The sequence below is a fragment of the Kribbella sp. CA-294648 genome (genome assembly GCF_050943845.1).
Classification (GTDB): domain Bacteria; phylum Actinomycetota; class Actinomycetes; order Propionibacteriales; family Kribbellaceae; genus Kribbella.
In genome coordinates this window covers 2,404,017-2,424,775 of the sequence record NZ_CP191981.1, presented here as the reverse complement: position 1 = coordinate 2,424,775, position 20,759 = coordinate 2,404,017, and the positions used below count along the sequence as shown (strand labels likewise).

Annotated in this window: 18 protein-coding genes; 11 read left to right on the top strand and 7 right to left on the bottom strand. The window is 68.4% G+C overall.

Going from position 1 to position 20,759, the window contains the following annotated elements:
• Positions 1–80 precede the first annotated feature (80 nt).
• Genes ACQPYM_RS11780 through ACQPYM_RS11755 form a run of 6 tightly spaced genes read left to right on the top strand, consistent with a single transcriptional unit; the run spans position 81 to position 7,801 of the window.
• Complete coding sequence (locus tag ACQPYM_RS11780) at positions 81–1,289, top strand: ROK family protein (RefSeq protein WP_433019216.1); 1,209 nt, start codon at positions 81–83, stop codon at positions 1,287–1,289.
• Entirely contained in the window at positions 1,286–2,200 is a 915-nt protein-coding gene (locus ACQPYM_RS11775; RefSeq protein ID WP_433019213.1) for a carbohydrate ABC transporter permease, read from the top strand. Before ACQPYM_RS11780 ends, ACQPYM_RS11775 begins: the two co-directional genes overlap by 4 nt.
• Complete coding sequence (locus ACQPYM_RS11770; protein ID WP_433019210.1) at positions 2,193–3,017, top strand: carbohydrate ABC transporter permease; 825 nt, start codon at positions 2,193–2,195, stop codon at positions 3,015–3,017. Before ACQPYM_RS11775 ends, ACQPYM_RS11770 begins: the two co-directional genes overlap by 8 nt.
• A 19-nt stretch (positions 3,018–3,036) precedes the next feature.
• Positions 3,037–4,293 carry an ABC transporter substrate-binding protein gene (locus ACQPYM_RS11765; protein WP_433019207.1) on the top strand — a complete coding sequence of 419 codons (1,257 nt, stop codon included), beginning with the start codon at positions 3,037–3,039 and terminating at the stop codon, positions 4,291–4,293.
• Between the two features lie 8 nt (positions 4,294–4,301).
• A complete protein-coding gene (locus ACQPYM_RS11760; RefSeq protein WP_433019204.1) occupies positions 4,302–5,441 on the top strand; it encodes a glycoside hydrolase family 15 protein in 1,140 nt (379 codons plus the stop codon).
• A complete protein-coding gene (locus tag ACQPYM_RS11755) occupies positions 5,441–7,801 on the top strand; it encodes a TIM-barrel domain-containing protein (RefSeq protein WP_433019201.1) in 2,361 nt (786 codons plus the stop codon). The genes ACQPYM_RS11760 and ACQPYM_RS11755 overlap by 1 nt, the downstream gene beginning before the upstream one ends.
• Here the strand turns inward: ACQPYM_RS11755 and ACQPYM_RS11750 are convergent.
• Positions 7,794–10,862, bottom strand: a complete 3,069-nt coding sequence (locus ACQPYM_RS11750; protein WP_433019198.1) for a hypothetical protein — start codon at positions 10,860–10,862, stop codon at positions 7,794–7,796. The genes ACQPYM_RS11755 and ACQPYM_RS11750 overlap by 8 nt on opposite strands.
• A gap of 157 nt (positions 10,863–11,019) precedes the next feature.
• On the opposite strand from ACQPYM_RS11750, the gene ACQPYM_RS11745 reads away from it, so the two are divergent.
• The 3 genes from ACQPYM_RS11745 to ACQPYM_RS11735 are packed head-to-tail and all read left to right on the top strand — an operon-like array spanning position 11,020 to position 13,394.
• Positions 11,020–11,988, top strand: a complete 969-nt coding sequence (locus ACQPYM_RS11745) for an N-acetyltransferase family protein (RefSeq protein WP_433019195.1) — start codon at positions 11,020–11,022, stop codon at positions 11,986–11,988.
• A gap of 9 nt (positions 11,989–11,997) precedes the next feature.
• Positions 11,998–12,405: an ArsR/SmtB family transcription factor gene (locus ACQPYM_RS11740; protein WP_433019192.1), complete on the top strand. Its 408-nt coding sequence runs from the start codon at positions 11,998–12,000 to the stop codon at positions 12,403–12,405.
• Entirely contained in the window at positions 12,405–13,394 is a 990-nt protein-coding gene (locus tag ACQPYM_RS11735; protein ID WP_433019189.1) for a cation diffusion facilitator family transporter, read from the top strand. The genes ACQPYM_RS11740 and ACQPYM_RS11735 overlap by 1 nt, the downstream gene beginning before the upstream one ends.
• On the opposite strand, the gene ACQPYM_RS11730 is transcribed toward ACQPYM_RS11735, so the two are convergent.
• Positions 13,348–13,869, bottom strand: a complete 522-nt coding sequence (locus ACQPYM_RS11730; RefSeq protein ID WP_433019186.1) for a GNAT family N-acetyltransferase — start codon at positions 13,867–13,869, stop codon at positions 13,348–13,350. The two genes, ACQPYM_RS11735 and ACQPYM_RS11730, sit on opposite strands and share 47 nt — an antisense overlap.
• An 81-nt stretch (positions 13,870–13,950) precedes the next feature.
• Between ACQPYM_RS11730 and ACQPYM_RS11725 the strand changes: the two genes are divergently transcribed.
• Complete coding sequence (locus ACQPYM_RS11725; RefSeq protein WP_433019183.1) at positions 13,951–14,226, top strand: DUF1905 domain-containing protein; 276 nt, start codon at positions 13,951–13,953, stop codon at positions 14,224–14,226.
• 1 nt (position 14,227) lies between these two features.
• Here ACQPYM_RS11725 and ACQPYM_RS11720 read toward each other — a convergent pair whose 3' ends face one another.
• From ACQPYM_RS11720 to ACQPYM_RS11705, 4 genes are all read right to left on the bottom strand, one after another.
• On the bottom strand, positions 14,228–15,127 hold the full coding sequence (locus ACQPYM_RS11720) for an SDR family NAD(P)-dependent oxidoreductase (protein WP_433019180.1): 900 nt from the start codon (positions 15,125–15,127) through the stop codon (positions 14,228–14,230).
• A gap of 70 nt (positions 15,128–15,197) precedes the next feature.
• Positions 15,198–16,796, bottom strand: a complete 1,599-nt coding sequence (locus ACQPYM_RS11715) for an ABC-F family ATP-binding cassette domain-containing protein (RefSeq protein ID WP_433019177.1) — start codon at positions 16,794–16,796, stop codon at positions 15,198–15,200.
• Between the two features lie 123 nt (positions 16,797–16,919).
• Complete coding sequence (locus ACQPYM_RS11710) at positions 16,920–18,353, bottom strand: ATP-binding protein (RefSeq protein ID WP_433019174.1); 1,434 nt, start codon at positions 18,351–18,353, stop codon at positions 16,920–16,922.
• Between the two features lie 2 nt (positions 18,354–18,355).
• Positions 18,356–19,039, bottom strand: a complete 684-nt coding sequence (locus ACQPYM_RS11705) for a response regulator (protein WP_433019171.1) — start codon at positions 19,037–19,039, stop codon at positions 18,356–18,358.
• Positions 19,040–19,164: 125 nt separating this feature from the next.
• Between ACQPYM_RS11705 and ACQPYM_RS11700 the strand changes: the two genes are divergently transcribed.
• The gene (locus ACQPYM_RS11700) at positions 19,165–20,187 is read left to right on the top strand and encodes a 2-dehydropantoate 2-reductase (protein ID WP_433019169.1); all 1,023 of its coding nucleotides are present in this window, start codon (positions 19,165–19,167) and stop codon (positions 20,185–20,187) included.
• Here the strand turns inward: ACQPYM_RS11700 and idi are convergent.
• The gene (gene idi / locus ACQPYM_RS11695) at positions 20,161–20,730 is read right to left on the bottom strand and encodes an isopentenyl-diphosphate Delta-isomerase (protein WP_433019166.1); all 570 of its coding nucleotides are present in this window, start codon (positions 20,728–20,730) and stop codon (positions 20,161–20,163) included. The genes ACQPYM_RS11700 and idi overlap by 27 nt on opposite strands.
• Positions 20,731–20,759: the final 29 nt, after the last annotated feature.

Here is a 20,759-nt window from a genome sequence, read left to right as displayed (position 1 = left end):
GGCGCGGACCTCTTGACAGCCTCTCCGGCCACCCTTAGTTTTTCACTAAATTTAGTGACGAAGTAAGTCGAGGAGAGCGCGTGGCGAGTGGGCAGGGACCGATTCCGCGGGGCGACCTGGTGCCTTCGGGGATTGTCGGGTTGCTGGGGACCCAGGGGCCCACTTCGCGCACCGAGATCGCCAAGGGGCTCGGGTTGAGTCCAGCGACGGTGACGCAGGTGACCAAAGACCTCATCGCTCGCGGGTTGGTCGAGGAACTGGAGTCCGTGCCCTCGAAGGGTGGCCGGCCTGCCCGGCTGCTCGGGTTGGTGACCGACGCAGGGGTCGCGCTGGGGGCCAAGGTGACGGCCGATCACGTGGCCGTGGTGACGGTCGAACTCGACGGCACCGTGCGGTCCTCGGTGGAGCTCGACTACGACCCGGGCGCGGGCGACGCGATCGAGCGACTCGGCCAGATCCTGGCCAAGCAGGTCGCCGAGCTGGACGACCGGCTGCTCGGCGTCGGCGTCGGCGTACCGGGGTCGGTCGACTCGCAGGCGTCCGGCGTCGTCGACGCCCCGACGCTCGGCTGGTCGTCGGTACCGGTCGGTTCTGTACTGCGCGCCGCGATCGGCACGCCGGTCCTGGTCGACAACGACGTCAACACGCTGGCTGCGGCCGAGCGGCTGTACGGGATCGGGCGCGACCATTCGTCGTACCTGGTCGTCACGATCGGGCGCGGGATCGGGTGCGGGATCGTCGTCGACGGCGGCATCTACCGCGGCGCCAACGGTGGAGCCGGCGAGATCGGGCACATCCCGGTCTGGTCGCCGGACACCGAGCAGCCGCCGTGCACCTGCGGCTCGACCGGCTGTCTCGAGGCCTACATCGGCGCCGCCGGCATCGCCCGTACTGCGCGCGCCCGGAAGGTGGTCGGTCCGCGCGGCAACCTCGCCACCTTGTTGCGGGAAGCAACCACTGGCGACGCCCAGGCGCAACAGCTCTTCGCCGAGGCCGGCGGGATGCTCGGTCGCGCGCTCGCCGGGGTGATCCACACGGTCGATCCCGAGGTCGTCGTGCTGATGGGTGAGGGCGTGGACGGCTGGGAGTTCTGGCAGACCGGCTTCGAGCCGTCGTTCCGCCGATCGTTGCTACCGGCCCGCAAAGACGTTGCCGTCGTCGTGGAACCGTGGACGGAAGACCAGTGGGCCCGCGGCGCCGCCTCCCTCGTGCTCTCCTCCCCCTTCGACTCCGCCAACAACGGCGGCGAACAAAGCCGCCTGGTCCGCGCCCGGCTGGAGGCCCGATGAAGGCGAACGCGAGGCCCGCGCACACCAGGACCCGGAAGTCCGGCGGGTGGAAGCGGCTTGGCTGGGTGCTCTTCTTCCTGCTGCCGAGTGCGATCCCGTTGTTCGTCTTCACCCTGGTGCCGATGGTGTCGTCGTTCTGGGTGAGCCTGCACAAGTGGAACCTGATCTCGCCGATGGAATGGGTGGGACTGGGCAACTACCAGAACCTACTCGGTGACGAGATGACCCGGCGGGTCTTCCTGCACACGTTGATCTACGTCGCCGGCTACCTGCCGATCGTGTACGCCGGTGGGCTCCTGCTGGCGCTCGCGCTCAACCAGAAACTCAAGGGCCGCGCCTTCCTCCGGGCGACGTACTTCCTGCCGGTCGTCACCAGCTGGGTCGTCGTCGCGCTGGTCTGGAAGTGGTTGCTCAATCCAACGAACGGCCTGGTCAACCAGGTGCTCGGGGCAATCGGTCTGCCGGAGCCAGGTTGGTGGACCGATCCGCACTGGGCGCTCCCGGCCGTCATCCTGTCGTCGGCCTGGAAGGACCTCGGCTTCGTGATGGTCATCCTGCTCGCCGGTCTGCAGGCCATCCCCAGCGACATCTACGAGGCCGCGAAGGTGGACGGTTCGAGCGCCTGGCAACGGTTCTGGCGCGTCACCCTCCCGCTGCTCTCCCCGTCGACCTTCTTCGTGGTGGTGATCTCGCTGATCAACGGCTTCCAGGTCTTCGACCAGGTCTACGTCATGACGGCCGGCGGGCCGCAGGGCTCGAGCCAGGTGGTGGTCGGCCAGATCTACGACCTCACCTTCCGCTACGGCCGGGCGGGCGAAGCCTCCGCGCTGTCCTGGATCCTCTTCGCCGTCATCCTGCTCATCACCGTGGTCCAGATCCGCGGCCAGCGCCGGTGGGTGCACTATGCGTGACACCAGATCCCTCCCCGCCAAGCTCGCCCTGTACGCCGCTGTGCTGGCCGGCGCCGCGATCATGCTCTTCCCGTTCCTGTGGACCGTGATCACCTCGATCACCCCGGAGGGCTCGCTGGCCGACGGGCCGAAACTCGTCGTCGAGAACCCGACCCTGGCGGCGTACCAGACGCTGCTCGACGCGATCCCGATGTGGCGGATCATCCTCAACTCGCTCGGCATCGCGATCGCCTCGACCGCGTTGCAACTCGTCACCGGCTCGATGGCGGCGTACGGGTTCGCGCGGTTGCACTTCCCGCTCAAGAACGTCGTGTTCGGCTTCTACCTGGCCACCTTGATGGTGCCGTTGCAGGTGCTCGTCGTCCCGCTGTTCATCGAGATGAAGACGTTCAACCTGCAGGACACGTACTTCGCTCTGCTGGCGCCCACGATAGCGTCGGCCTTCGGAGTGTTCCTGCTCCGCCAGGCGGTCACCGCAGTACCGATGGAGCTGGACGAGGCGGCCACCATCGACGGTGCCGGTCACCTGCGCATCTTCACCACCATCGTGTTGCCGCTGATCCGGCCCGCGCTCGCGACCGTTGCCGTGTTCGCGTTCATGGGCAGCTGGAACAGCTTCCTCTGGCCGCTGGTGGTGATCAGGTCGCCGGAGTTCATGACGCTCCCGCTCGGCCTGTCCACTCTGCAGGGCCAGTTCACCACCCAGTGGGACGTGGTGATGGCGGGCTCCGTCGTCTCCATCGTCCCGATCGCCATCGTGTATCTGCTCGCGCAGCGCCACATCATCGCCGGTGTCGCCCACACCGGCATCAAGTAAGAGAGTGAAGGAAACCGCCATGCGTCATCTCAAAACCGTGGGCCTAGGACTGACGGCCGCGCTCGCACTCACGCTGACCGCCTGCGGGCAGGGATCGGCCACCAAGGAAGCCGCCGCGCCGGAGGGCAAGTCGGTCGTTCGCTACATGAACTTCTCCTCCAACGACGGCCACGAGAAGGACCTGAAGGCGATCGTCGATGCCTTCCAGACGGCCAACCCGAACATCACCGTCCAGGTCGAGACCGTGCCGTACGCGGACTACTTCACCAAGCTGCAGACCTCGGTGGCTGGTGGCACCGCGGCCGACGCGTTCGAACTGAACTACGAGAACTTCGTCACCTACGCGAAGAACGGCTCGCTGGCCGAGCTGAAGAACGTCGACACGAGCGTCTACAAGAAGTCGCTGGTCGACGCGTTCAACGACGGCGGCAAGCAGTACGGCGTACCGGAGTCGTTCTCCAACGTCGTCCTGTTCTACAACAAGGCGCTGTTCAAGGCGGCCGGCGTTGCCGAGCCGACGGCCGAGTGGACCTGGAAGGACGAGCAGGCCGCGGCGGCCAAGCTGACCAACAAGGGTGCGAAGGTCTGGGGCGACTACCAGCCGGTGTCGTACAACGAGTTCTACAAGGTGCTCGCGCAGAACGGTGGCGAGTTCCTGAACGCCGACAAGACCGAGGCGACCTTCAACTCCCCCGCCGGTGTCGAGGCGGCCAAGTTCCTGATCGACAAGGTCGGCAAGACGATGCCGACCGAGGCCGACGGCGCCGGTACGCCGGACTTCGACTCCAAGCTGTTCAAGTCGGGCAAGCTCGCCATGTGGCACACCGGGATCTGGATGTTCAGCGCGATGGCGGCGGCGCCGTTCGAGTGGGACGTCGTGGTCGAGCCGGGTAACACCAAGAAGGCGTCGGCGATGTTCGTGAACGGCCTGGTCGTGTCGGCAGCTTCGAAGAACGCGGAGGCCGCGCAGAAGTGGATCACCTTCCTCGCCTCTTCGGACGAGACCACCAAGACCCGGCTGGCCACCTCCTGGGAGCTGCCGCCGGTCGCCGACGAGGCGAAGCTGGCGCCGTACCTCGACCAGCAGAAGCCCGCGAACCGCAAGGCGGTGTTCGCCGCACTGGAGGAGACCGTGCTGCCGCCGGTGATCGAGCGCCAGCAGGAGATGCAGGACCTGGTCACCGCTGAGCTGACCGCCGCCGCGGCCGGCCGCAAGCCGGTCGAGAAGGCGCTGGCCGATGCCCAGACCAAGGTCAACGGCCTGCTGAAGAAGTGAAGGACTCGATGATCTCCACTTTGGCGCTGCCGGAACTCACGCGGCTGCGTGCGCTGGCCGAGCACAGCCACGCGGTCATCACCGAGCACCAGGATGCGGGCGGGGCCTACCCGGCCTCGCCGACCTTCTCGGCGTACAAGGGGTACGCGTGGCTGCGGGATGGATCCTTCACCGCAGAGGGGATCTCGCGGTACGGCGATGTCGCCTCGGCTGGGCGTTTCCACGACTGGGTGGACGGCGTACTGCGTGGCCGCCGCGCGCAGGTCGACGGTCTGCTCGCGGCGCAGGCGCGGGGTGAGACGCCGTCGAACGAGGCGATGTTGCCGACGCGGTTCACCTTCGACGGTGAGGACGGGTCGGATCCGTGGTGGGACTTCCAGACCGACGGCTACGGGATGTGGTTGTGGGCGGTGGTCACACATGCGACCCGGCACGGGTTGGACCTGTCGCGCTGGCGGGAGGGGATCGACGTTGCGGTCGACTACCTGGTGGCGTTCTGGGACCGGCCTTGTTACGACTGGTGGGAGGAGCACGTCGAGCACCGGCACGTCTCCACGCTCGGCGCGATCCATGGTGGGCTGGTTGCTGTTGGCACCTGTGAGGCGTTGCGGTCGGCACGGTGGTCGGCGGCGGCGCTGAAGGTTGCCGCTGACATCCGCTCGCTGGTGACGGCTGAGGGGATCGTCGACGGGCACTTGGTGAAGTGGCTCGGCAGCTCGGCGGTGGATGGGTCGTTGCCGGCCTGCATCGTGCCGTTCGGGTTGGTCGCTCCGGACGACTCGCTGGCGTCGATGACCCGGGCGGCCGTTGCGAAGGATCTGGACTTCGACGGCGGGGTGCATCGGTTCACGGCCGATGTGTTCTACGGCGGCGGTCAGTGGATCCTGTTGTCCGCGCTGCTCGGGTGGAATCTGGCGGCGGCCGGCGACACGGCGGGTGCTCTGCGGCACCTGCGGTGGATCGCCGACCAGGTCGACGAGCACGGCGACCTCCCGGAGCAGGTGCCCCATCACCTGCTCCACCCCGGCTCCCTCAACGAGTGGATCGCCCGCTGGGGAACGGTCGCCAGCCCGCTCCTCTGGTCCCACGGCATGTACCTGATCCTCGCCGACGAACTCGGCATCACGAAGGTTGACAAGGACTCCTGATGCTCACCCATCGCCCCCACGGCATCGAACACCCCTACGCCACCTCCCCCGACCAACGCATCCCGGTCCAACCACTCACCGGCGAACAAGTGCGCCTGGGGGTGGTCGCCTCCGCAGACGTCACCGCGGTGGTGTGCGAGTGGGGGTCCGTCGAGCTGACCCTGACCCGCGCCGAGGCGGACGCCGCAGACGCGGCCGCCCTGGCAGGCGGCGAGGGCCACCTGGCCGAAGCCCAAGCAGCCGCCATCGCCGGCGACGGCGGCTGGTCAGTCGTCACCCCGCCGCTCACAGAGCCCGTGAAGTACCGCTTCCACGCGTACCGCGGGGGCGCGGAGAGCGCGCGGGGCGAGCGAGGCGCGGAGGCCGGCCCACAGGGTGCGGGGAGCGCGCATGGCGCGGAGGCTGGGGCGGGGAGCGCGGAGGCTGGCGCGCAGGGTGCGGGGGTGAGTGGGGTCGCCGGGCCGGCAGGCCCTGGCGTCGGGGGCGCGGGCGCCTCCTCCCCCGACCACCTCCGCCTTGGCGAACTGGTGGGGACGACCGAGTGGTTTGAGGTTTCTCCTGCTGCTTGGGAAGCCACTGGCGGCGAGTTGGGGGGTGGTGGGGAGCGTGTGCGGGGTGTTGAGTGGCTGGTCTCCTCGCAGGGGGTTCATCGGGCTCGGTTCCGGTTGGCGTTGGCTGACGGGGAGCGGCTGGTGGGGTTTGGGGAGCGGTATGACTCTCTGGATCAGCGGGGGAAGTCGCTGGATGCGGTGGTGTTTGAGCAGTACAAGTCGCAGGGGGTGCATGGGCGGACTTATCTGCCGATGCCGTTCGCTCATGTGACGGGTGGGGACGGGTGGGGTTTTCATGTGCGGACTTCGCGGCGTACGTGGTACTCGTCGGACGGCGGCGAGCTTGTCGTTGAGGTTGCTCTTGGCAACGAGGCGGTAGTTGAGCTGGGCATCTATGAAGGGTCACCGCAGGAAGTGCTGACGCAGTTTCTGGATGAGGTGGGGCGGGCTGAGGAGTTGCCCGAGTGGGTCTTCCGGTTGTGGGCTTCGGGCAACGAGTGGAACACGCAGGAGCTGGTGATGGCGCGGATGGACGCGCATCGCGACCTGGAGATCCCGGTCGGAGCGGTGGTGATCGAGGCGTGGAGTGACGAGGAGGGCATCACGATCTGGCGTGACGCCAAGTACGAGGTCACTGCCGACGGCAGCGCCCACCAAGCGACCGACTTCGAGTACCCGCACGACGGCGCCTGGCCCGATCCCAAGGCGATGATCGACGAGTTGCACGCGCGGGGCATCAAAGTCATCCTGTGGCAGATCCCGTTGCAGAAGACGGAGTTCGACCAAGGTCAGGTGGCCGCGGATGCCGAGGCGATGGTTCGCGAAGGACACGCAGTACTGGAAGCCGACGGTACGCCGTACTACAACCGCGGTTGGTGGTTCCCGAAGGCGCTGATGCCGGACCTGTCCACCCAGCGCACCCGCGACTGGTGGACCGCAAAGCGGCGCTACCTCGTCGAGGACCTCGACGTGGACGGCTTCAAGACCGACGGCGGCGAGCACGCCTGGGGACATGATCTCCAGTACGCCGACGGCAAACGCGGTGACGAAGGCAACAACCTGTTCCCCGTGCACTACGCCCGCGCGTTCGGTGACCTCTTGCGCTCGGCCGGCAAAGCTCCGGTGACGTTCTCCCGCGCCGGCTTCACCGGTTCGCAGGCGCACGGCATCTTCTGGGCAGGCGACGAGGACTCCACCTGGGAGGCCTACCGCGCATCGGTGACAGCGGGCCTCACCGCGGCATCCTGCGGAATCGTCTACTGGGGTTGGGATCTGGCCGGCTTCTCCGGCCCGGTCCCCGACGCCGAACTCTATCTGCGCGCGGCCGCGGCCTCGGTGTTCATGCCGATCATGCAGTACCACTCGGAGTTCAACCACCACCAACTCCCACTCCGCGACCGCACCCCGTGGCACGTCGCCGAGACCACCGGCGACGACCGCGTCGTCCCGCTCTTCCGTCGGTACGCCGAACTCCGCGAGCGCCTCCTTGGGTACCTCACCGAGCAGGCCGCCCTGACGATCGCCACCGACCGCCCGCTGATGCGCCCGCTCTTCTTCGACCACCCGGCCGACGAGGAGATCTGGAACCATCCACACCAGTACCTTCTCGGCAACGACCTCCTCATCAACCCGATCCTCGAACCGAACGCCACCACTTGGACGACGTACCTCCCGGAAGGCGACTGGATCGACGTGTGGACGGGCGAACCGGTCCCCCGCGGCCTGGTCACCCGCGAGGTACCGCTCGAGATCGTGCCCGTCTACTGCAAGGCGGATCGCTGGCCCGAGCTCGCCAACCTGTTCAGCTGATGCCGAGGGCAACTAGTAGGTCGTGCAGGGTGCCGTAGCCGCGGCAGTCCGGAGCGCACTGCTTGTCGGCCTGCAGCAGGAGGTCGTTGTCGAGGTCGTTCTGACTGGCCTTCGACAGCGTCCAGCCGAGCGGCGCGGCCAGTGACGGCTGGGTGCTCTGGCTGATCACGTACACCGAGTTCGGCAGCTTCTTGCGGAGCTCGGTGCACGCGGTCGACTCCGAGCAGAGCTGCTCGGACGCGGCAGCTCGCGCCTCTTGGAGCAACGCGCGGTCGTTGGTGCCATCTTCCTTGGCCGTGATCAGCTTTGTTGCCGGTGGCACCAGCAACTCGGGGACGGAGGAGAGACTGGTGCCGGACTTGAAGGTTGGGCCGATCCCCTCCACCGGATCGTCGTTGCCGACGCTGTAGTCCTTACCGGTGCCGTTCTCGACGTAGACGACCAGCGGTACCACGATCTCACCGGTGCCCGCGGCAAGGACCTCGTCGTTGTGCTCCTGTACTGCGGCTCCCCACGTCGGCGCGAGATCGACGATCGTGCCGATCCCCGTGTTGTCGGTGTAGCCACCGTCCACCAACTGGGCCGGCTTCAGATCACCACAACCGCCAACGACACCAGACGGCGTGACATAGGGGAACCGGCTCGCCAGCAGCCCCGCACTCAGCGCCTGCAAGTTGCCGACGCACCCATCGTCCTTCCGATCCGCTGTCCGTCCAAAGGCGCCGAAGAGATCGTAATTGTGCGCGCCCGCCACCCCGGCGCCGCAGACGGGCGAGCCGTTCGCAGTACTGGCTCCTTCGCTGAGATCGACCTGGCTCACCAGCGCGCGACAGCCATTGCGAACCGCGGTCGTGGTCAGAATGAGCTGCCCGGTCATCGCGTCGTCGGCCCTCCCGTCCTCCGGCAGGAACAACGTGCGGAGCTCAGGGACCTTGCGTTCCCACGCCGTCTCCATCAGCCCGGCCCGATCCAGCGGCTGCCGCGAAGGCGTCCGGTACTCCGCGGCCGCATCGAACCGCAGTCCGGCGACACTCGCGAGCAGATCGCTCGACATCAACGAGATCGTGGCGGCTCCCAGCGCTTCGTGACCCGCCATCGCCTTGACCGCACTCAACGGCCGATCGTGGAACCGGGCGACCGTCAACCCGAAAGCGCCACCACTGGCACCGCCGGAGAACAACACTGCATGCTTCGCGCAACCATTGCCCGCAGTACTGATTCTCTCCAGAGCCGACGCGGTCCAGTACGTCGCGCGGATGCCGCCACCCTCGGCGGCGATCATCACCATCGGCCGCAACGTGAGACCGCCTTGCAACGGGACAGTGCACCGCGTCGGCTGCCGCTCCCACGCATCGAACGCCTCGCGCAAAGTCGGGCGATCCGGCGGCTCGGCGGTCGCGTCGGCCGTCACCGGATGCACCTCGGTCTTGCCGCCGATCAGGGCCGTCGCCACCATCGCAACGATCAGCAGGCCGATGACCGGCGTCGCACGCAGCCTCAGCAGTGGCGTCTGGAAGACCTCGGGTGGTTGCCGTTCCTGGGCGTACGCCACGATCACCGCGATCAGGATCATCAGCGTCGCCAGCCCGAGCATCGTCGCCGCCAGTACGCCGACCGCCTCGGCGATCCGTCGCGGGAACGACCCGAGCAGCAGCATCGCGACGGCCGCACCGAACACCAATCCGGACCGGACCTTGCTCCGCGGCTCCGCATCGACCTGCGTCTGTCCGTTGGGATTGACGCCGGGAGTGGCGAGGTGGCCGTACCAGCCGAGCAGGCCGGTGGTGTTCGGCCGGCCCCATCGATGGATTGCCTGCACGGGCCACGAGAGCAGCCACGGCGCGACGGCCAGCACCACCCCGATCACCAGCGCCACCGACGGGTGGACGACGTACGACGAGTCGAACAGCCCGACCGCGTCACCGGCCGCGAGTCCCGTGAAGGCGCGGACCAGGCCGAGGCCGCCGAGGGACACCGCCGTCACGGCGAGCACGTCACCGGCGACCATCACGTCGCGGGGGAACCACGGCCCGACCGGACGGAGCGGCTTCGGCTCGACCTCCAGGTTCTTGCGGAAGATGTACGACAGGACCAGCACCAGCACGGGGATCACGCAGAACACGAGAAGCCGTCGCTTGAAGACCTCACCTTGATCCAGCACAGCGATCAGGAGCGCCACCACCGGGAGCAGGGTCGGGCCGATGATCCAGAGCTTGAGGTTGTGGCGGCGGGGTTCACCAGCCTGGTTGAAGAAGGGCCAATCATGGTCGGCACCGTTGACCCGCCGGACGGCCCAGTCGGCACGGAGCCGGCCGAGCAGGAAGAGGGCGGGAAGCAGCACCGCGTAGTACAGGAGGGCGGCGATGAGGGCGTGGCGGACGCCAGTACCGGTGTCGATCCAGCTGCGTTGGACGTCGGGGAGCTGGTCGAGGACACCTGCGCCGGGAACGATCGCGAGCAGAGCGAGTGGCAGGAAGGCGAGCAGGCTGAACCGCTGGATCCACAGTGCTCGGCGGACCCGTGGGAACGCTGCCTTGACCTTCGACCAGTGGCTGCGGACCAACAGGATCAGCACGGCAACGAGAGCGGCCCATTTCAGCGTGGTGATCAGCATGAGGATGATCGCCTGCAGGTTGGACACGCAGTCGCCGGCGGCACAACGCTCGGTGCCGAGCCAGTAGGTCAGCACGTTCTCGGCCACGTCGAGGCCGGCCAGCATCAGAACCGGGCCGATGGCAACGAAGCGTCTCAGCGCCGGCACGTAAAGAGCGATGAAGACGAAGTCGAGCACCAGATAGATCGCCAGCAAGGGCAGCCAGTCGTTCAGCTGTTCGCTGGTGAGCTTCCCGTGCCACTCGCCGTACTCCGTCGCCGCGAGCGGTCCGCTCATCCCGTTGAACGAGAACGACGAGCCGCCCTCGGCCAGGAAGCCGGCCGCGAGCAGGCTGATCTCGTTCATCGCCAGCCACAGCGCCGCCAGCACGGCCAGCATCCCGCCGACCCACCGGAAATCAGCGGGCGTCAGGTCGTCCTCCCCCACCACCGTCGCAACCATCGGCATTTCGCCCCCACAGCTACAGCGCCGAAGCTTCCCCCAATTACGTGCAGTTACATTCCTGCACACTCCGCAGCATCCAGCAAGAGTTCACTCGCGCGGGGCCCAGGGAACGCGCTGTCCATCTTGCGTTACATGCGACTAGGTCGCATATGCTGCCGACGTGAACCTGAAGATTCGAGCTGCCGTCGCTGCCGATGGCCCGGCTCTCACCCGGTTGGTACGGACGTCTGCCGCCTACGACGGTGAGTACCGGGCGATGATCTCCGAGCAGACGATCGATGCCGCTTATCTGGAGAAGAACCCGGCGCGGGTGGTCGAGGACGACGGGCAACTGGCGGGGTTCTACACGCTGCTCATCCCGGGTCGCGGTGAGCCGGGCGAAGGCGAGCTGGACTATCTGTTCGTTGCCGACGACCAGCAAGGTGCCGGCATCGGGCGGTTGCTGATGACCGATCTGCGCCGCGAGGCCGCGCGGCTCGGATTGCGGCGGATCCACATCGTTTCGCACCCGCCATCGGAGGGCTTCTACCTCGCGGTCGGCGCTCGGCGGGTGGGCGTGCGTCCGGCGCGCGGACGGGTGACGTGGTCGCAGCCGATCTTGGTTCTGGACTTGCCGAAGATCGAGGTACGGCGGGCGACTCCGGGCGACGGTGCGGCGATCGGGGTCGTGCATGCGGCGTCGTGGGAGGCGGCGTACGCGCCGTTCTTCGACAAGGACTTCGCGGCGGGTGAGATCGCTTCGCGGTTGACCCGGTGGCACGAGCGGGTCACCGATCCTCAGGGGTTGATTTTGCTGGCCGAGCAGGACGGGCGCCCGCTGGCTTTCTCCTGGGCTGTCCCGTCGTCGCAGCGGGCCGGCCTGGCCGAGATCTACAGCTTCTACGCACATCCGGACGGCTGGGGCAGTGGTGTGGCGGCGGCTCTGATGGCCGAGACGCTGGGCCAACTGCGGGCCGAGGGGCTCACCGCAGTACACCTGTGGACCCTGCGGGACACTCCTCAGTCGCGCCGCTTCTATGAGAAGTCCGGTTTCCGTGAGACCGGTGCCACCACCGAGCGCGACTTCGGCGACGGAGCCCCGCTCCCCCAGGTCGAGTACGAGGTCGCTCTCATGCCGCGCATGCCCTAGAGTGGACGTATGAAGAGTTCTGCAGATGTGCAATCGCCTGCGGCGATCGACGGGTGCGCGGTGCGGCTGGTCGATCCGGAGCGGGTGGAGGCCGTCCACGCCAGGATGCCTTCGGAGCAGGATGTCGTCGACACGGCCGACGTGTTCGGCCTGCTCGGTGATCCGCGCCGGCTCAAGTTGCTGGTCGCGCTGCTGGACGGCGAACTGTGCGTCTGCGATCTCGCCGCGGTGACCGGGATGAGCGAGTCGGCCACGTCGCACGCGCTCCGGCTGCTGCGGGCGCACCGGGTGGTCTCGGTCCGCCGGGACGGGCGGATGGCGTACTACCGGCTCGACGACGCACACGTCCGGATGCTTGTCGACCTCGCCGTCGCCCACACCGAGCACACCGACGCGATCCACCCGGAGCGTGGCTGATGGGCGCCGGTCACGGCCATGGTCACGGTCACGGCGTCAGCGCCGCGGCCGACCGGAAACTGCTGAGCTGGGCGCTCGCGCTGATCCTGGCCTTCATGGCCGCCGAGGTCGTCGTCGGGTTCGCGGCCGGTTCGCTCGCGCTGATCACCGACGCCGCGCACATGCTCACCGACGCCGCCGCGATCGCGCTGGCCCTGATCGCGATCCGGCTCTCGGCCCGGCCGCCGGCCGGCGGTTTCACCTACGGCCTGAAGCGGGTGGAGATCCTCTCGGCCCAGGCCAACGGCATCACGCTGCTCCTGCTCGCCGCGTTCTTCGTCTACGAGTCGGTCAGGCGGATGATCGACCCGCCGGAGGTCGAGGGTGGCCTGGTCCTGATCACCGGCGTGGTCGGCATCGTGGTGAACCTGATCGCCACCTGGCTGATCAGCAAGGCGAACCGCTCCAGCCTGAACGTCGAAGGCGCCTTCCAGCACATCCTCAACGACCTGTTCGCGTTCGTCGCCACCGCGATCGCCGGTCTGGTCGTCCTGCTCACCGGCTTCGCCCGGGCCGACGCGATCGCCGCGCTGATCGTCGCCGCGCTGATGCTGAAGGCGGGGATCGGGCTGGTGCGTGACTCCGGCCGCATCTTCCTCGAGGCCGCTCCGGCCGGGCTCGACCCGGCGATGGTCGGCGCCGAGCTGTGCGCAGTACCGGGTGTGGTCGAGGTGCACGATCTGCACGTCTGGGAGATCACGTCGGGCGAGCCGGCCGTGTCGGCACACATCCTGGTCAGCGAAGGACTCGACTGCCACGACATCCGCGGCCGGATCGAGACGCTCCTGGCCGAGCGACACCAGTTGACCCACGCGACGCTCCAGGTCGACCACGCGTCAGCCGACGTACAGGCTGCTCACTGCAGTGACTCGCACGGCGAGGTGCATCGGCCGGTCCCTGATGTCACAGCCGCTGATACAGGACCTGACCCGGCCACTGCGCATCATTGACCGGTACGCCGAACGGCTCGGCGCGGGTGAAGCCCTGCTTCTCGTAGTACCGGATGAGGGCTTCGTCGCCACCGCCGAAGCAGTCGACGCGCAGCAGCCCGACCCCGAGCTCGCGCGCCAGCATGCGCGCATGCTCGAGCAGTTCGGTGCCGATGCCGGTGCCCTTCGACGCCCGGTCGGTCACGAGCAGGCGGATGTAGAGCTCAGGCTCCGTGGCCGGCGGCACGTAGGCGGTCGCCTCACCCACGGCCAGCGCCCCGACCACCCGTCCGTCCAGCTCGGCGATCCACAGGCCCTTGCCGGCCTCGAAGCCCTCGATCTGCTCGATCCGGCGCGGGTTGGTCGAGTGCGGCTCGGTCCCCCACTGGTCGGTCCGGCCGTTGGCGACCAGCCACTCGGTGGCCTTGTCGAGCAGACCCAGGACCGCCTGGACGTCGCCGGGCCCGCCACGCCGAATACTCAGAGAAGATGTCACCGGATCATCCTCGCACTGTGTCGAAAACGGGATCGCAGCCTCTACGTACCCAGTGAAGGCCGATCCCGAGGAGGAAACATCATGACCACGAAACTGGACAAGACGTTCACCGCGCCGCTGCAGAAGAGCCCGGCCAAGGGCGGCTGGACGTATCTCCAGATGCCGGGCTCCGCCGAGTACTTCGGCACCCGCGGCCTGGTGAAGGTCCGCGGCACGATGGACGGGCACCCGTTCGAGAGCTCGTTCATGGCCCTCGGCGACGGCACCCACAAGCTCCCGGTGAAAGGCGAACTCCGGGAGCTCCTGGGCAAGAACCCCGGCGACGAGATCACCGTCCACCTGGAAGAGCGCCTCTAGCTCACTCGGGCGACTGAGTCGTCTGGGTCGGCTCGGTCGCGCCCTTCGCCTCGGTCGCGCTGGGCCAGGTGAAGGCCGGGTCGCGCTGGTAGTCGTCTCGCCGCCACTCCAGCGCCATCCGGACCATGTCGTGCGCGCCCGTACCGATCACCTTGCGCAGCGGCGGTTCCGGTTCGTCGAGGAGCGCGAGCAACGCGTCCGCCGCGACCCGCGGTGACTCGTCAGTCGACGGCCCGGCTTCCTGCACCATCTCCGGCGTGGGGTAACCGGGCATCCCGAAGATGCCCGCCCGCGTCGCCTCGTACGCCGGCAGGGCCGTGCCGTACTGCATGCTCGACCCGAACCAGTCGGTCGCGAAACCACCCAACTGCACCAGGTGTACGCCGATGCCGAGCGGCGCGACCTCGGCCGCCAGCGCGGAGCTGAAGCCTTCGAGCGCCCACTTGCTCGCGTTGTACGCACCGAACAGCGGCATGTGCCCGACCGCGCCGACCGTCGACACCTGGACGATCCGCCCCGATCCCCGCTCACGCAGATGCGGCAGGACGGCCTGCGAAACCCACATCGCGCCGTACAGGTTCACCTCGAACTGCGCGCGGACCTCGTCCTCGGACAGTTCCTCGATCGCGCCGACCAACCCGTAGCCCGCGTTGTTGACGACCACATCCGGTACGCCGACCGTCGCGGCCACCTCGTCGACCACCCGGAAGACCTCGGCCCGGTCGGTGACGTCGAGGCGGTGCGGAACGAGCCGGTCCCCGTACATCTTGACCAGCTCGTCCAGCACGCCCTCGCGCCGAACCGTCGCGACCACCCGGTCACCACGATCCAGCGCCGCCTCGGCGAAGGCGCGCCCCAGCCCTCGACCGGCCCCGGTCACAAACCAAAGTCGTTCCGTCATCTACAGACTCTCCCTTGATCGTTGGTCGGCGAGCATAGCGAGCGAACAGTCCGGTCGAACGCCGGCCGGGTCAGGCGAGGGAGACCAGGTCGAGGTAGTCGTCGGTCCACAGGTCCTCGGTGGCGTCGGGGAGGATCAGGACGCGATCCGGCCGGAGAGCCTCGATGGCGCCCTCGTCGTGGGTGACCATCACGATCGCGCCCGGATAGTTGCCGACAGCACCGAGCACCTCGCCGCGGGAGGCCGGGTCCAGGTTGTTCGTCGGCTCGTCCAGCAGCAACACGTTCGCGCCCGAGTGGACCAGGCCGGCCAGCGCCAGCCGGGTCTTCTCCCCGCCCGACAGCACACCGGCCGGCTTGTCCGCGTCGTCCCCGCTGAACAGGAACGACCCGAGCACGTTCCGTACTTCGCCGTCGGTCAGTCCCGGCGCGACGGACGCCAGGTTCTGCCGGACCGTACCGGCCAGGTCGAGCGTGTCGTGTTCCTGCGCGAAGTACCCGAGTCGCAGCCCGTGTCCATGCACCACCCGGCCGCTGTCCTGCTGTTCGCGGCCGGCCAGGATGCGGAGCAGGGTGGTCTTGCCCGCGCCGTTGAGGCCGAGGATGACCAGTCTGCTGCCACGATCCACGGCCAGGTCGACTCCGTTGAGCACCTGCAACGCGCCGTACGCCTTGGTCAGACCGTTGGCCGCCAACGGAGTACGGCCGGATGGGGCCGGGTCCGGAAGGCGGATCTTGGCGACGCGGGCGGCACGGCGTACCGGCTCGAGGTCGGTGAGCAGCTTGTCGGCCCGCCTGGCCATGTTCTTGGCGGCCATGGCGGTCGACGCGCCCGCGCGCATCTTGTCGGCCTGCGCGTGGAGGACGGCGGCTTTGCGTTCGGCGACGTGCCGTTCCCGGGTACGACGGCGTTCGTCCAGATCGAGCTGTTCGAGGTACTTCTTCCAGCCGGTGTTGTGGATGTCGATCGTCGTCCGGTGCGGGTCCAGGTGGAAGACCCGGTTGACCGTTGCCGCCAGCAACTCGCGGTCGTGGCTGATCACCACGAGGCCGCCGGCATAGCCGAGCAGGAACGAGCGCAGCCAGCCGACCGAGTCCGCGTCGAGGTGGTTGGTCGGCTCGTCGAGCAGCAGCGTGTCGTGCTCGGCGAACAGGATGCGGGCCAGCTCGACCCGGCGCCGCTGACCGCCCGAGAGCTCGCCGACCGGCTGGTCGAGGGCGCGGGTGGGCAGGCCGACACCGGCCGCGAGACGAGCAGCCTCGGCTTCGGCCGCATACCCTCCGGCTGCCTGGAACTGGGTTTCTGCTTTGGCATAAGCAGCCATGGCCCGCTCCTGGGCCTCGCCGGTGGTGGTGCTCATCGCCGCTTCGGCCTTCCGCAGTCTCTGTACTGCGAGGTCGAGGCCGCGGGCGGACAGGATCCGGGCGGTGACCGTGACGGCGGGGTCGGCGGCGCGCGGGTCCTGCGGCAGGTAGCCGACGGAGCTGGTGGACGCGATCGTGCCGCTCGCCGGGCGGTCTTCACCGGCCAGCGCCTTCAGCAAGGTGGTCTTCCCCGCGCCGTTGCGGCCGACGAGGCCGATCTTGTCGCCGGGGCTGATGTGGAACGAGAGGTCGGACAGCAGCAGGTGGGCGCCGACGCGAATATCTACACCGCGGACGGTGATCATGATGGTTACTCTCCGTGATAGCGAGTGGACGCACTTCGGGTCAGGAAGCGGGTCCGCAGCTAGACACAGAGGCAAGTAGCCATGCCCCCAGAGTAGGCGGAGGCGTTCAGCCCGTCAGCCGATTTATTCGGGGCGGTGGGCGGGGAGTTCGATGATGAAGCGGGCGCCGCCTTCGGGGCGGTCTTTGGCTTCGATGGTGCCGTGGTGCCATTCGACGTGCCGGGCGACGATGGCCAGCCCGAGGCCGATGCCGCCGCGCTGGGCGTCGGTGCGGTTGTCCGGGGAGGAGTCGCCGCGACCGAAGCGTTCGAAGATGCGGTCGCGGTCGGCCGCCGGGATGCCCGGGCCCGCGTCGTCGACGTACACGATGACGCCCAGGCCGCCCGCCTTGACGCTGACTCCCTTGCAACCACCCGCGTGCTGCTCGGCGTTGTCGACCAGGTTGGCGATCACGCGTTCGAGCCGCCGCTTGTCCGCCTCCATGGTCAGCTCGGCCGCCTCCGGTGCGACGTCGGTGATCTCCCGCCCGGCGGTCGCGTCCGCGGCGGCGCGGACCAGGTCGGCGATCCGGACCGTCTCCCGGGTGCCCTGGTCGCCGCCGTCGTCCCGCGAGATCTCCAGCAGGTCGACCACCAGCCGCTGGAACCGGTCCAGATCGTCCCCGAGCAGTTCGAGCGGCTCGCGGACCGACCCGGGCAGCTCGGCGCGATGGTTCTGGATCAGCTGCATCGAGTTCATCATCGTCATCAACGGCGTCCGCAGCTCGTGGCTGATGTCGCCGGCGAACCGCGCGTCGGCGGCCACCCGTTTCTCCAGCGCCGCCGCCGTGTGGTTGAAGGAGCGCGCCAGCCCACCCAGGTCCGGATCGTTCTCCGCCGCCAACCGGGCATCGAGCTGCCCCCGGGCAACCCGCGCCGCGACCTGAGTCAGCTCGGCCAGCGGCCGCAACGCCAGCGTGCTCGCCAGCCGTCCCACGGCCAGGCCGAGCATCGCGGTCACCAGCGCGGCCAGCACCAGCGTGATCTTCAGCATCTGCAGGGTGTTGTCGAGCTTCGCCAGCGGATGCAGCGCGAAGTACGCCTCGCCGGGGGTCCCCATCGCCACTCCGACCGCGAGCACCTGCCGGCCATCCACCTCGATCCGCCGATGCACCTCGATCCCGCTCCGCGCGGTCGACACCATGTCGGCCGGCACATCGTCGGGCTGCGCCGACACCGTGTACCAGCTGCCGTTGTAGCCGAGCAGCTTGGCGGCCGAGTCGGTGGACGGCAGCGCCTTGACCAGGTTCATCACCTTGTTCGGTGGCACCGCGACGCTCGACTGGCACTCGGTGTCGTGCCGGCGCACGGCCTGGCAGTCCGGGGTCAGACCGTAGAGCCCGTAGTGCAGGGTTTGCGCGTTGTCCTTGGTCTCCACGATCGCCGACGAGGTCCGCTGATTGGTGAGGTAGTTGGAAACCACCCCGAAGATGAACAGCGCCAGTACGCCGGACAGCCCGAGCGCGAGCAGCCCGTAGGCCAGCATCACCCGGTCGCGCAGGCCGAAACGCCCGAGCACGGTCAGCTCACCAATCGGTAGCCGAGGCCCCGGGCCGTGACCAGGTGCTTCGGAGCGGCCGGGTCCCGCTCGATCTTCAGCCGGAGCCGGCGAACGTGGACGTCGACGATCCGGCTGTCCCCGAAGTACCCGTAGCCCCACACCTTCGACAGCAGGTGCTCGCGGCTGCACACCCGGCCTTCCATGTTCGCCAGCTCGAGCAGCAGCTTGAACTCGGTCCGGGTGAGCGGCAATGCCTCGCCGTCGCGAAACGCCGCGGCTCCTGGTACGTCGATCTCCAGCTCGCCGACGACGACCCGCTCCCGCAGCGGCGCTCCGTTCGGCTCGACCCGCCGCAGCAACGCCCTGATCCGGGCCGACAACTCCTTGGCCACCAGCGGCTTGGTCACGTAGTCGTCGGCGCCCGCCTCGAGCCCGGTGACGACGTCCTGGCTGGCGGTCCGCGCGGTCACCATGATCACCGGTACGGCGCTGGTCCGCCGGATCTCCCGGCAGACGGTGAACCCGTCCCGGTCCGGCAGCATCAGGTCGAGCAGCACGATGTCCGGCGGGTCGCGCCGCAGCGCCGTCAGCGCGTCCAGCCCGTTGGCCGCCTCGGAGATGTCGTACCCCTCGGCCTCCAGGGCGAGCCGCAGTACGCGCCGGATGCGCGGGTCGTCCTCGACCAACAACAGACTGTGCGCCACCGGACTAGTGTCGCGCGTCGAGGCGGTGTCACCCAATCCCCTGCGCCCGACTCCGCAAAGTGAGCCACCGGCGCGCCGATCCGCTTGGATGGAGGTCGACGATGGAGCAGATGGGGAGGTACGTCATGACGATCGCGGTGTACGGCGCGGGCGGGATCGGCTGCTACGTCGGCGGACGGCTCGCGGCCACTGGGGCCGACGTCGTCTTCGTCGGCCGGCCACGGCTCGCGGCCGAGCTGGCCGAGCACGGCCTGCACCTGACCGACCACCTCGGCGCCAACTTCGCAGTACCGGCTGAGCAGGTTCGCTACGCGACGACACCGGCTGCTGCGGCGGAGGCTGACCTGGTACTGGTCACGGTCAAGTCCGCCGGTACTGCGAACGCCGCCGACGAGCTCGCCGCGGTACTCAAGCCCGGGGCGACCGTGGTCAGTTTCCAGAACGGCATCCGCAATGGCGAGGTGCTCCAGGAGCGGCTTCCGAACCACACCGTGCTGACCGGGATGGTTCCGTTCAACGTGCTCAACCGTGGCGGCGGGGCGTTTCACCAAGGGACCGAGGGCGCGCTCGACGTCCAGCGGCACCCGGCTCTGCAGCCCTTCGAGAACGCCTTCGAGCGGGCCGGCCTTCCGCTGAAGCAGCACGCCGAGATCCTGCCGGTCCAGTGGGCGAAGCTGCTGCTCAACCTCAACAACCCGGTCAACGCGCTGTCCGGGCTTCCCCTGCGCGAGGAGCTGGGCCAGCGCGACTACCGCCGCTGCCTCGCCGCGGCCCAGAGCGAGACGCTCGACCTGCTCAAGGCAGCTGGGATCACTCCGGCTCAGCTCACTGCTCTACCGGCTCACCGGATGCCGACCGTACTGCGGCTGCCCGACTTCATCTTCCGGCGACTAGCCGCCAGGATGCACGCCGTCGATCCGCTGGCGCGGTCGTCGATGTGGGAGGACCTGCAGGCGGGGCGGCGTACCGAGGTCGACTACCTGAACGGCGAAGTCGTCGGTTTGGCCGAGTCGCTCGGCCGCACCGCTCCGGTGAACGCCAAACTGACTGCCCTCATCCACGCGGCCGAGTCGGGCCAGGTTGTTTCGATGTCTGGGGCCGAGCTGCTCCGGACCCTCCAGTCAGCCCAAGCGGGCGGCGGCAGGTAGTTCGCTGGGATCGGCGGCCGGCCACTCCGACGGGTTGGCGCCGAGCGCGTTCAGCTCGGCGAGTTGCAGCACGCACCAAGGCGAGAGGTCCGCCCGTACTGCGAGATCACTCCACTCGGCCCACTCGTACGCCGCGACCTCGGCCGGATCGGGGACGGGCTCGGTTGTGACGGTGACCCGGAAGACCGGGCACAACTCGTTCTCCACGATGCCGTCGGGCATTTCGGCGCGATACCGGAAGGCGGGCAGAACCAGGTCCAGCGTCGACGCGACCAGGCCGAGCTCGTCGGCCAGCCGGCGGCGTACGGCGGACTGCAGCGACTCGTCGGGAAGTGGGTGCCCGCAGCAACTATTCGTCCAGACACCCGGCCAGGTCCGCTTGCCGAACGCGCGCTGGGTCAGCAACACCCGGCCACGCTGGTCGAACACGTAACTGGAGAACGCCAGATGCAACGGCGTCGCGGCATGATGCACCGTCGCCTTGTCGGCCCGCCCGACCGCACGGCCGGCCTCGTCGACCAGCACCACCTGCTCCGTCTCCACCCGAAGAGCTTAGTGCCACGACCGGAGGT